The organism is Cohnella caldifontis (genome assembly GCF_029360585.1).
In the GTDB taxonomy this organism is placed as follows: Bacteria; Bacillota; Bacilli; order Paenibacillales; family Paenibacillaceae; genus Cohnella; species Cohnella caldifontis.
Genome location: NZ_JAQZSJ010000021.1, coordinates 50,638 through 62,687, shown reverse-complemented (window position 1 = coordinate 62,687; position 12,050 = coordinate 50,638). Strand labels below are relative to the sequence as shown.

The window sequence follows — 12,050 nt, the reverse complement described above, 5'->3', positions numbered from 1 at the left end:
GCCATCCCCCCGATAAGTTCAAAACAGCCACAATGCGGCCAACGTGAGGCACAATGCCGCCGAAAACACCAGCATGCCGGTCATCCAGGCCGGAATTCTGGACCTGACGGCCGCATCGGACGCGCGATGCGCCGCCCTCCACTCCTTGAGCGCTTCCCGCGTGTCCCGGAATTGCCCGCGCAGCGCCTTCCCCAGCCATTGCTCGATCGGCCGGAGCTTCGGGTTGCTGCGGATGAGTTTCATCAAATCCTCGATGCCCCGATCCTGCGGCAGACGGGAGCGCGACAGCTGGAACAGCCGCTTGGCGTCGGTCGCGTGCAGCCACAATACGGCGAACGCGAACCAGTCGTAAGCGGCGTCGGCGGTCCGGCTGCCCGCGGACCAGTAGCCGCGGTCATAGATTTCGGTGAACTGGCGCACGGCGCGTCCCATCGCGGTCATGCCCCCGTAGTCGACGAGCTCGACCCTGCCGTAGTCGTGGACGAGCACGTTGTCGTTTTTCAGATCGGAGAACACCCAGCCCGCTTCATGGAGCTCCGCCAGCCGCTCGAGCAGCCTGTGCCCGATCACCCCGACCCATTGCCCGCCGTGGCGCCTCAAGTAAGATCGGACGGGAATGCCCGGCACGTAACGCATCGAGTAGAAAGGAAGCGCCCTTCCATTAAACTGGAAATCGTCCACGTCCAACAAAAAAGGAGGCCTGCCGCGCCCCCGCTCTTTGCCGTCCAGCGAGGCGAGCACGTTGGCCTCCCCTTGCAGTTCGGCGGCTTCCGTGCCGATCTTGAGCGCGCAAACGGAGCGTCCGACGGACGCCAAATAAACTTGTCCGTTCGCTCCAGCGCCGAGCACCCGCTCCAGCTTGTATTTTTTTCCGTTCCACTTGCCCGTCACCACCGTGCCAGGCTGCAGAAGAAGCTCCGGTTTAAACGACGTAGTCACTGCGCACCTCGCCGGCATCGCCCCGCCCGGACGGCAGGATGTCATCCCATTCTTCCTTGATCTTACCACAAGTCTGCCGGATAAAATCAACTGCCTGCAAAATCGCCGGCCCGGTCGGGGTCGTTCCCTTCGTCCGGATCCGGGCGAACAGCGCCGGCAACCCCGCGGCGTCGCGGGTCCAATCGCAGTCGAGCGCGCACGGAAGATGACCGTACTCGCCGGGATAATGGAACACCGCCACCGCGCTGCTGCCGGTCCGCGCTTCCAGGCTGAGGGCCAGATCGCGGATCGCCTCTTCGACGGCGGACAGCTTCGGTTTCATGCTCGCGCTCGCGTCGATCAGCAGCACGACCCGAAGCTCGGAGGTCTCCTCGAGCTCGTCCATGACCCGCACGACTTCCGCCCGCTTGTCCGGAGGAAGCGCGCCGACCGAGTCGAGCCCGAACAGCTGCTGGAGCTCATGGTTGACCGCCTGCCGGATCGTGCCGGCGACCGTCATCCGCGTCATCATCTGGACCGTGCGGGACAGCTGCCTGGAGCCCACGATTCGGCTCATGCCGCCGCCGGCCCTCGCGATCTCGTCGATCTCCCGGGCGCCCAGCTCGCCGATGCTCCCTTCGTCCACCACGCCCACCACGTTGACCGCGATGCCTTCCGCCCACGCCTGCGCCGCCGCCGTGACCGGGCTTTCGCCCACGTTCGAGCATCCGTCCGTGATGAGCAGGATCTGTTTCATCGCTTTCACATCCTCTCTTCTTCTCTATCAACCATTGTCGCCAAGGTTTGCGAGATTTAATCGGGAATCCGATCCTGTCTAACCCCTGCCGCCAAATCCGATATCAAATACAAGAAATGAAAATTCTAGCTATTATCACGACATACGAATATTGGTTACCATTTGGATAACGGCGGCGGAAACCGTATTTCAAAGCCAGGCCGTCGGGACGATCAACTTCATTTAAAAGGAGACCAGAAGGATGAGAAGAAGAAGGGCAGGGTTTGCATGGATGGTCGCCGCCGCTTTGCCGCTGTTTCTCAGCGCATGCGGCAGCGATAAAAGCGGGACTCCGGAAAGCAATGTTTCCTCGGCCGGCTCAAGCGATTCCGCTTCGGCATTAGCAAGCGCTTCCAATTCGTCCGAGCCCGACATAAAGGGTGAAATTACGTGGGCGACGCATCGCACCGACCTGGTGGACAACGGAACGTTTGACCGTTACGTCGCGGAATTCAAGACGAAGTATCCCGGCATCACTGACGTCAAAATCGAAGGGTTGAAGGACTACAGCCAGACCATCAAAGTCAGAATGGCGGGCAACGAAGCGCCGGACGTATTTTCCCCGCCGGACGAGATCAAAGAAAACTACCCGGCATTGTACGCGTCCCTCGACGACCTGGGCTTGCAAGGCAACCTTCTTTTAGAAAGCAACGGAACCTATGAAGGGCACCTGTATGCCGTGGTCAGCGGAGCCACGACGAACGGACTGGTGTATAACAAGAAAGCGTTTGCCGCCGCAGGCCTCAGCGGCCCGCCGAAAACGCTGGACGAATTGTTCGCCGCCGCGGAGAAGCTCAAGGCCGCCGGCATCGTCGCGATGGCGACGGATTTCAAAGATGCCTGGCCGCTGACCTATTGGTACGATGTCGAGCAATTCCTCGCCAATAGCTCGCAGTTCCACAACGACGTCTATAACAACGATCCTCCGTTTACGGTCGACGGCCCATTCGGCCAGGCATTCGGCATCTTGAAGCGACTGATCGACGGCAAGTTCGTCGAGCCCGATATCTATTCCACGGACTGGGAAGGCAGCATTAAGGATATCGCGACGGGCAAAGCCGGGATGTACATGATCGGGCAATGGTTGCTTCCCCAGATGGCGGATACGGGAGGCGGAGATCCTGCCGATTTCGGCTTCGTGCCGTTTCCTTACGATAACAGCGGCAGTTACAAAGCCGTGCTGTCCCCGGATTACTCCTTTGCGGTCAACGCCAAGAGCAAAAATATACCGGCGGCCAAGGCATGGCTGAAGTACCTGATCGAGGACAGTACCTACGCCGAGGATACCGGGATGATTCCCATCCTGAAGAGCAAGAAAACCGGCATTCCGCAACTGATCGAATTCATGACCTGGAATCCGACGATGATCACGTCCGAGCCCGCATTGCCCAACGCTTTGAAAATCGAGCAAAAACTCCAATGGGATCCAAGCAAATTCCTGCAAGAAGCAGTCGTGTCCAAAAACCTGGAAGCTTACTTTGCGTCGTTCAACCAAAAATACGCCGCAGAGAAAAAAGCGCTTCAACCGTAACGTTCGACCCGCGGGCGGATGAGCCGGTCGCTGAGTCTATCCGCCCGCGCCACCTATCGCAAGAAAGGGAATGCAGCGATGCGCCATTTCAGCTACAAAACGCAAAAACAAGTCATGATCGTTCTGTTCTTGTTGTTGCCCGTCACGCTCCTGGCGGCGTTCGGGATTTACCCCGCCGTACAGCTCGTCAGGCTCAGCTTCACGTCTTGGAACGGTTACTTGCCGGGGAAGCCTTGGGTCGGTCTGGACAATTACCGCGAAGTGTTCCAATCCCCGGAGCTATTCCGGATTTTCGGGCACAATGCCGTCTATTTGCTGTGGGGAATCGTTCAGAACGCCGTCGGGTTGGCGTTCGCCATTCTTCTGAACGCCCGTCTGCGCGGCCGAAACCTTTATCGCGTGATTCTGTTCCTCCCTTTCATTCTGAACGGCACTGCCGTCGCTTTCATGTTCAAGTACATGTACCATTCCCAGGTCGGATCCCTGAACGCGCTTCTGTCCACGATCGGCTTCGGTCACGTTGCGGTCAGCTGGCTCGGAAATCCCGACTTGGTGAATCATGCGCTCGGTTTCGCAGGTTTCTGGAGGAATATGGGCTTCAATATGGTCATCTATCTGGCGGCGCTTCAATCGATTCCATCCGATATCCTGGAAGCGGCCAGGATCGACGGCGCGAATCGACAACAAGCCTTTGTCCGGGTCACGTTGCCCGGTATCGTGAAAATCGTGGAGTTGAACCTGTTCCTTACGGTGATCGGAGCATTGGAGGCTTTCGAGCTGCCCTTCCTGCTCACGGGCGGAGGACCGCTTGGCGCCAGCGAAACGTTCGTGACGAAAACGATGTCGACCGCGTTCAAATTCAGTGACTTCGGCCTTGCATCGGCCATGAGCGTGATTCTCCTTCTCTTGGTGGCGGCCGTTCTCGTCATGCAGCGCTTGTTGATGCGGAGGTGGAGCCATTGAACGGACGGTCAAACCCGGTAAGAAGCCTCATCACGCACGGATTGCTATGGTTGGCCGCTTTCATGATTTTTTTCCCTCTGTATTCGATCGTGCTGAGCGCCTTCAAGGGAAAAGCCGAATTCGCGCACTCGAACATCTTTGAATGGCCCCATAGCTTTCTCCAATGGGACAACTTCGAGTACGTATTGCATAACGGGAAGCTGTTCCATGCATTCGGCAATACGATCGCGATCACCTTGATGTCGCTGGTCGGCAACCTGTTCGTCAGTACCATGGCCGCCTACATCCTGGGCCGTTTTCGATTCCGCGGCAAAATAACCATCTTAGGCGCGTTTACCGCGGTATCGTTCATTCCCAGCATCACGACCCAAGTCGCGACATTTACCATCATTCAGAAACTGGGGCTGTTCAATACTCTATTCGCGCCGGTCCTCCTCTATATCGGAACCGACATCATTCAACTCTATGTGTACCTGCAATTCATCCGAACCGTTCCGGAAGAGCTGGACGAAAGCGCCATGCTGGAGGGAGCGTCCCTATTCGGGATTTACCGCGCGATCATTCTGCCGCTTCTGGCGCCGGCGATCGCCACCATGGTGATTATCAAATCCATCAACATCTATAACGACATGTATATTCCCTACCTCTATATGCCCTCCAAAGAGCTGGGCGTCGTCTCCACCAGCCTGATGAGGTTCGTCGCGGACCGCACGACGGAGTGGCAGTATATGTCGGCGGCAGTCCTGCTGATCATGGCGCCGGTCATCGTCGGATTCCTTGCCGCTCAGCGGTATGTGTTTGCCGGCATCGTCGCCGGGGCTGTAAAATGACGGAAAAGCTGGATTGACAGTTGAACGGGAGGTACGGGGATGTCGGGACTGGGAAAGACGGGGGATCTAGGGGCGCTGGCCCGATTCGGGAACGCGATCGCCAGCATGAGCATGCAGAGCAAACTGATCGTCGTGTTCGTCTTCTTGATTTCTTTGCCGATTTTGACGGTCGCCTATGTATCGTACCGCAATTATTCCCGATCCAGCACGGAGCAGACTACGGACTATGTGTCCGAGATTGCCCAAAAAAACCTGAATCGGTTGGATGACTACATTACGGATTTGTACAACATGTCCGCTATGCCTCTCTACACGTCAGGCATGCCCGGCGAGAACTTCATTCAGGACTTGGCCGACCCTTCCGTGGGCATCAGGAAGCTGAACAACATGGACCGTTACTTGCTGTACCTGAACAAAATCAAACCGGATACCACGTCCGTCTACGTCTTCGACAATTACGGCAACACCTTCTATAATTCCAAGTCGCACGGTCGCCGGAGCGACCTGGAAAAGGTCCGAAGCCTTTGGGAGGCGGCGGCGATCCGAGGAGACGGTTCCCCCGTATTGATCAGTACGCAGGAGGTTCCGACCGGCCCTTCCGGCAGCAAGTCTTCCCGCTCTTACTACGCGTTTACGGTTGTCCGCCTGCTCAAGGATCCCGATAGCCAGAAATCGCTCGGCTTTATCGCCTTCGACACCAAAATCAGCACGATCGAGCGATGGATGGCGGATATGGATCGATTGACGAAAGGAAAATCCACCCTCGCGGATGAGGAAGGAAGGATCGTATTCGATAGCGACCGGAAGAAAATCGGCAAGGTCATCGAAAATTCCGTTCCCGGGCAAAGCGTCAGGGGGCATGCCGGGTTAATCGGAAACGTGACTCGGGACGGTTTGGAATATTCGGTGGTGTTCGCCCCTTCCGCGCTGTCCGGCTGGAGAATGTTCGTATTCGTTCCGGTCTCCGAGATTACCAGCCAAGCGGTTAAAATTCGGAATTTCACGTATGTCAGCACCGTACTCATCGTTTCCTTCGCCCTTTTCATTTCCTGCGCCATTACATTCGCCCTTACCCGGCCGCTGCGACGGATCAAGCTGCTCATGAAGGAAGTCCAGAAAGGGCGGCTGGACGTCCGGTTTCCCGTGAAATACAACGATGAAATCGGCTCTCTCGGCATGCACTTCAATATCATGGTCGATCGAGTGGAGCAATTGGTCGATGAAGTGAGGTGGACCCAGGACCGCAAGAAGGAAGCCGAACTGCAGGCGTTGCAACACCAGATTAATCCGCATTTTATCTACAATACGCTGGAAATGATCCGCATGACGGCGGAGGCGAAAGACGATGAGGAAATCGGCGATATGACGTTCGTGCTGAGCAAGCTGCTCCGATACGGGATCTACCAGGTAAACGCGATGGTCACGGTAGAGGACGAGTTAGCGCATGTTCGGAATTACTTATCCTTGCAGAACCTGCGATTCGCGGATCGTTTCCGGCTGGAGACGGATATCGAGAACAAGCTGCTTCGTTATCGATGCATCAAACTGGTTTTCCAGCCGATCGTCGAAAACGCCATATACCATGCGTTCAAAAATCGGCCGGCCCCTTGCACGATCCGGATTCGGATGGAGCAAACGCCGGATGGCGTGGTATGCTGCGTTGCCGATGACGGCGAAGGGATGGACCCTCACTCGCTGAATACGTTGAATCGCAGGCTCATCGGCCGCGAAGCGGAGGCGGGCAGCGGCATCGGACTCATCAATGTCAATGAGCGGATTAAGTTGCATTATGGTCCTCAATACGGGCTTAGCGTCAGCAGCCGCAAGGGTGAAGGCACTGTCGTAACGATACGGCTTCCGGCGGTCGATGCCGGTTCAGAACGTTCGGATAAGGGGAGGAATCCGCAATATGCTTAACCTGATGATCGTGGATGACGAACAGCGTATCCGAACCGGGCTCGAAAGAGTGTTGTCCAAGTTGCCGGTTCCGTTGAACATAGCCGGATCTTACGCGAACGGAATGGACGCATTGACCGCCGCGCTACGGATGGATCCATGCGACCTGGACATGGTCATCACGGACATCGAAATGCCGGTCATGAACGGTCTGCAATTCATCGAAGAGCTTCGAAAATATAACCCGAGCCTGCACATCGTGATTTTGAGCGGCTACAGCGAATTTGAATATGCCCGCAAGGCCATTCGCTTCGGCATATCGGATTACCTGCTGAAACCCGTCGACAAAACCGAGCTGCTCCGGCTGGTCGCCGCTTGTGCGGAGGCCAAGGATAAATCTGCCTCCGCAGCGGCAGAGGAAACGTACGAGTGCGAGACGGACCGTGGCATCGGATTGGTCGACAAAATCAATAAGATTCTGGAGAAGGAATTCGGAAGCCCCTATGACTTGAAGCAGTTGTCTGCAAAAATCGGCCTCAGCCCCAGCTACATCAGCCATCAGTACAGTCTGAAATCGGGCGAGACCATCACCGATTACCTGAACCGCCTGCGGATCGAGAAAGCCAAGCAGTTCATGTCGGATCACCCAGATCTGAAAATCTACGAAATCGCGAATATCGTCGGCTTCTCGGATGTGATTTATTTTCACAAGCTATTCAAGAAACACACCGGACTTACCCCCAAAGCCTATAAGGACAACGGATCAACCTTCGGCCAACCGAACCAGATGAGAGAGGGATGAATGAACATGTCGCTTCGCATTGAATATTTCCGAAAATTGCGAGAACTCATTCAGAAAATCGAAGAAGGGGACGCGGTCCGGCAGATCGAACAGGCGGCGGCCGTCATTGCGGACGCGATGAAAAAAGGCGGTTGCGTTCATCTATTCGATACCGGCCACATGTTGGATAGCGAACTGGTCAGCCGTGCCGGCGGCTTAGTCGCTTTCCAGGCCCTCCGCATCCGTTTCGAGATCGAGAATACGGTTCGTCAACGACCGGAGTTGGCTTCCAAGGACCGCTCTACGGAAGGATTGGCGGCTTATGCATTAAAGTCCAGCAACGCGCTGCCCGGAGACGTTCTTGTGATCGGAAGCGTATCCGGCAAAACCAAGCTGCCCGTCGATCTATCTTTGTCTGCCCGCAAAATGGGCATAACCGTAATCGCGCTGACCAGCGTCGAGTACTCCCGCATGTTGAAGAGCGATCATTCCAGCGGACTTCGGTTATTCGAAGCGGCCGACCTGGTCATCGATAACGGAGCGCCCCCCCTTGACGCGATGCTGGAAGTGGGCGGGTTGGATGCGGCGATATGCCCCGCTTCCGGCATCGGCGCGGCCGTCATCATGTGGTCGGTGACGGCGCAAGTGACGGAATATCTGTTAGCGGACGGGCTAAAGCCATCCGTTCTGAAATCGATTAATTTTCCCGGCAGCGAAGCATTCAATCAGGAGATGATGAGCCGATACGCCGAGACATCGCTCTGATCGGAAAGGTGACGGGACCATGATTGAACAGTACTTTGCGGCTGTCCGAAACTTAGGCGATCAAGTGCTGGCCGGGCAACTTCCGGTCATGGAAGCCGTGGCGGGTTTGTTCGCGGATAAAGCGGCCGAGGGAAAGTCCCTATTCATTACCGGCTGCAGCCATTCCAGCATTTTCGCGCAGGAAGTGTTTTACCGGGCCGGCGGTTTCATGCTCATGAACCCGCTGTTCCTGCCGGGCATGACGTTGGAAACGCCGCCGGTGACTCGGACGACCCGGTTCGAACGAATCTCCGGCCTCGCCGATGCGGTACTGGACGAGTCTCCCGTACGGAAAGGGGACGTACTCGTCATCGCGTCGATATCCGGCCGGAACGTCGTGCCCGTCGAAATGGCGCTTTGGGCGCGAAATCGCGGCGTTTGTACGGTTGCGCTAACCTCCATTCCTTATGCGGAGAGCGTTGCCAGTCGTCATCCGGATGGCCGTAAACTTCATGAACTCTGTGATTACACCTTGGACGTCGGGTGCCCGCCGGGGGACGCCGTGCTCGAAATCAGCGGAATGTCCGAACGTATGGGACCCTCATCCACGGTCATCGGAATCATGATGATGCATGCCGTCATCGCAAGGACGACCGAGCTTCTCCGTCAAGCCGGATTCGATGCTCCCGTCTTCGTTTCTTCCAATCTCGACGGCGGGGACGAAACCAATCGCAAGAGACTCTCGCGGTACGGAACGCAAATTCACTACTTGGCGAATTCGAAATAGGGGAGCCAATGACATGAACAAGGAACAGGGAACAGGCAAGCTCATGCTTGCGAACAATGGGGTTACCGACTGGAGGATCGTGCTCGGCGAACAGGCATCGGAGTCGGAACGGTTCGCCGCCGAAGAATTGAAAAGATTCCTGACCCGAATCAGCGACGCGCATTACGAGATCATAGAGGATTCTGCGCCCCGCCGGGATTACGAGATTTGGGTCGGTTGGAATAATCGCGCCCCAGCGGATGATTCCGATGCGGAAGGCCTGGGCGACGAAGGCTTTATGATCCGCACCTATCCCGCGAGCCTGCTGATCGCCGGCGGAAGAAAACGCGGTACGCTCTACGGGGTGTATGCCTTCCTGGAGACGTACTTGGGCTGCCGATGGTTCAGTCCCGACGCCGAACGCATTCCCCGCAGACGCACCGTCGAAATCGGACCTATTGCCGAGCGTCAGGTTCCGGCGATGGAATACCGAGAGCCGTTCTTCTTCGAATCCTGGAATGCCGAATGGGCTGCCCGAAACCGTTGCAACGGTCACCGCCATGGATTGACGGAACGCCATGGGGGTTGCGTCAATTACGTTCAGCCCTTCGTGCATACATTCGACGCCTTGGTGCCGGTCGAGAGATATTTCCAAGAACATCCGGAGTATTTCTCGGAAATCGACGGAGTCCGCCGCAAGGATCACACGCAACTATGCCTCTCAAACCCGGACGTTCTTACCTTGTCTCTGGAACGCATTCGGGAATGGTTGAAGACTCAGCCCGATGCCTCCATCGTGTCGGTATCCCAGAACGATTGGGAGAATCCGTGCGAGTGCCCGGAATGCCGCAGGATCGATGAGACGGAAGGAAGCCCCAGCGGGAGTCTGATCCGTTTCGTCAATCGGATCGCCGAAGCGCTGGAGTCCGACTATCCCCATGTGGCGATCGACACGCTGGCCTACCAGTATACGCGCAAACCCCCGAGAAATCTTCGGCCGAGGCCGAACGTGATCGTACGCCTATGCAGTATCGAATGCTGCTTCGCCCACCCCTTGGACGCGTGCCAGGTCAAAATGTTAAAAACTTCGGCTGATTCGGCTTTCGTGGAAGATTTGCAGGCTTGGGGTCGTATTTGCAACCGACTTTACGTATGGGATTACGTGGCGAATTTCGCCTATTACGTATCCCCGTTTCCCAATCTCGGCGTACTAGGACCTAATCTTCGATTGTTCGCCCGCAACAACGTGAAAGGGGTTTTCGAGCAAGGAAGCTACGCGGAAGGCGGCGGCGGCGAATTCGCTGAACTGCGAATGTACGTATTATCGAAATTATTGTGGAATCCCCAAGCGGACGAACGGTTCTTGATCGACGAATTCCTTGCAGGTTATTACGGCCAAGGGGGTCTCTATCTCCGGAAGTATATCGACGCTCTTGCCGAACGGGTCCATCGCGATGGATTGCACGCCAGCATTTACGATCGACCGGATGCCGAGTACCTGACCGCCGATATTTTGGCTTTGGCGGAAGAGTGCTTCGACCTTGCCGAACGTGCGGCGGAGGACGACCAGTTCGTGCGGAGGCTGCGCATAGCCAGGCTCCCCATCCGCGTTGCCAAGCTGGCGCAGCAACCCCCGGGACTGCCGGGCCGAGAGGAAGAAATCGACCGGCTTGACCGCGATATTCGCGCGTTCGGACTCACGCAGCTAACGGAACATGTGCCGGCGGCTCGAACGTTAAAGCGGCTGCGCGAAGGCGTGCTGTTCACGCACAATGCGCGTTACGAAGGCGGCTGGAGCCCGTTCGAGGAAATCTGAAAAAGGAGTTTGCCGGTATGGGATTCAGGCTCAGCATTGAGAGCGGCGGAACCAAAATGCGCGCGTTGTTATTCGACGAAAGCTTTCAGTTGGCGGCCACCGGTACGGGCGGCGGCGCGAACGCGAATTTCGATTCCGCCGCGGCGATCGAATCGAATGTCAGGGAGTGTCTGGAGCCTTGCCTGCGAGTCTGCGGCGGAAAAACCGTGGACCGTCTTTACTTAACGGCCCTGGGAGCGGCGGACTGCTTTCTGCGGACGTTAAGTCAAGTCTCCGAGATCGGGGAAATCGTGCATCTCAGCGAGGGCGGAGCGGCCGTTCGCGCGGGTCTACTCGGTAGAACCGGGATTGCGGTGCTTGCGGGAACCGGATCGGTCGTCTTCGGGATCGACGGAAGCCGCGAGGTGACGATGGGCGGTTGGGGAAGTTGGATCGGGGATGAAGGCAGCGGCTGCGACATCGGCCGACAAGCGATACAAGCGTCTATCCGCCACTTGGAGGAGCGAGGTCCGACGACGGGGTTAACCTCCGCTGTCATTCGCCATTTCGGCATCGACCGTCTTGAGGAACTACCGGCAAAATTATACCGCTCACCTTCCTTGCGAGGAGCGGTCGCCTCCCTCGCGCCGGTCGTGGCGGAGACGGCGAACGGGGGGGATGCCGCGGCGGTCTCGATCATGGAGAAAGCCGGAGAGGACTTGGGGAAGCTTGCGGCTTCCTTGATCCGAAAGCATCCGGAACTGAGGACGCTGACCGTCTCCTTGGGCGGCAGCGTCTGGAAAGGCACCCGATTGATGTATGACCGTTTCGCGGCCGCCCTCTGGGAACGGTTCGACGGTATTCCGATCGAATTGCCGCTGTACGAACCGGTGATGGGCGGCGTTGTGGAAGAATCGCTTCGGTTACATGGCAGCGTACCGACGGCCGCCCGACTTAACCAAGGAATCGGAAATCCGATCGGGAAGGCGTTCGAACAATACCGTTATCGGACGTCATGGAGTTGAAGTTC

General features: G+C 57.0%; 11 protein-coding genes. 9 read left to right on the top strand and 2 right to left on the bottom strand.

Going from position 1 to position 12,050, the window contains the following annotated elements; translation table 11 throughout:
• Positions 1 to 18 precede the first annotated feature (18 nt).
• Positions 19 to 939, bottom strand: a complete 921-nt coding sequence (locus tag PTZ19_RS21825) for a protein kinase domain-containing protein (protein WP_276357754.1) — start codon at positions 937 to 939, stop codon at positions 19 to 21.
• Entirely contained in the window at positions 923 to 1,675 is a 753-nt protein-coding gene (locus PTZ19_RS21820; protein WP_276357753.1) for a vWA domain-containing protein, read from the bottom strand. The genes PTZ19_RS21825 and PTZ19_RS21820 overlap by 17 nt, the downstream gene beginning before the upstream one ends.
• Before the next feature lie 241 nt (positions 1,676 to 1,916).
• Here PTZ19_RS21820 and PTZ19_RS21815 point away from each other — a divergent pair, with 241 nt between their 5' ends.
• From PTZ19_RS21815 to PTZ19_RS21775, 9 genes are read left to right on the top strand one after another with little or no spacing between them, the layout of a single operon-like run.
• Complete coding sequence (locus PTZ19_RS21815; RefSeq protein WP_276357752.1) at positions 1,917 to 3,245, top strand: ABC transporter substrate-binding protein; 1,329 nt, start codon at positions 1,917 to 1,919, stop codon at positions 3,243 to 3,245.
• 18 nt (positions 3,246 to 3,263) lie between these two features.
• On the top strand, positions 3,264 to 4,208 hold the full coding sequence (locus PTZ19_RS21810) for a carbohydrate ABC transporter permease (protein ID WP_276357751.1): 945 nt from the start codon (positions 3,264 to 3,266) through the stop codon (positions 4,206 to 4,208).
• Complete coding sequence (locus PTZ19_RS21805; RefSeq protein ID WP_276357750.1) at positions 4,205 to 5,038, top strand: carbohydrate ABC transporter permease; 834 nt, start codon at positions 4,205 to 4,207, stop codon at positions 5,036 to 5,038. The genes PTZ19_RS21810 and PTZ19_RS21805 overlap by 4 nt, the downstream gene beginning before the upstream one ends.
• Before the next feature lie 39 nt (positions 5,039 to 5,077).
• A complete protein-coding gene (locus PTZ19_RS21800; RefSeq protein ID WP_276357749.1) occupies positions 5,078 to 6,955 on the top strand; it encodes a cache domain-containing sensor histidine kinase in 1,878 nt (625 codons plus the stop codon).
• Positions 6,948 to 7,736, top strand: coding sequence for a response regulator (locus tag PTZ19_RS21795; protein WP_276357748.1), 789 nt, complete (start codon positions 6,948 to 6,950; stop codon positions 7,734 to 7,736). Before PTZ19_RS21800 ends, PTZ19_RS21795 begins: the two co-directional genes overlap by 8 nt.
• 6 nt (positions 7,737 to 7,742) lie before the next feature.
• Complete coding sequence (locus PTZ19_RS21790) at positions 7,743 to 8,480, top strand: sugar isomerase domain-containing protein (protein WP_276357747.1); 738 nt, start codon at positions 7,743 to 7,745, stop codon at positions 8,478 to 8,480.
• A 19-nt stretch (positions 8,481 to 8,499) separates the two neighbouring features.
• Positions 8,500 to 9,246 carry an SIS domain-containing protein gene (locus tag PTZ19_RS21785; RefSeq protein ID WP_276357746.1) on the top strand — a complete coding sequence of 249 codons (747 nt, stop codon included), beginning with the start codon at positions 8,500 to 8,502 and terminating at the stop codon, positions 9,244 to 9,246.
• Between the two features lie 13 nt (positions 9,247 to 9,259).
• Positions 9,260 to 11,041 (top strand): DUF4838 domain-containing protein, encoded by a 1,782-nt coding sequence (locus tag PTZ19_RS21780; RefSeq protein WP_276357745.1) that lies wholly within the window; start codon positions 9,260 to 9,262, stop codon positions 11,039 to 11,041.
• Positions 11,042 to 11,058: 17 nt separating this feature from the next.
• A complete protein-coding gene (locus PTZ19_RS21775) occupies positions 11,059 to 12,045 on the top strand; it encodes an N-acetylglucosamine kinase (RefSeq protein ID WP_276357744.1) in 987 nt (328 codons plus the stop codon).
• The last annotated feature ends 5 nt before the right edge of the window (positions 12,046 to 12,050 follow it).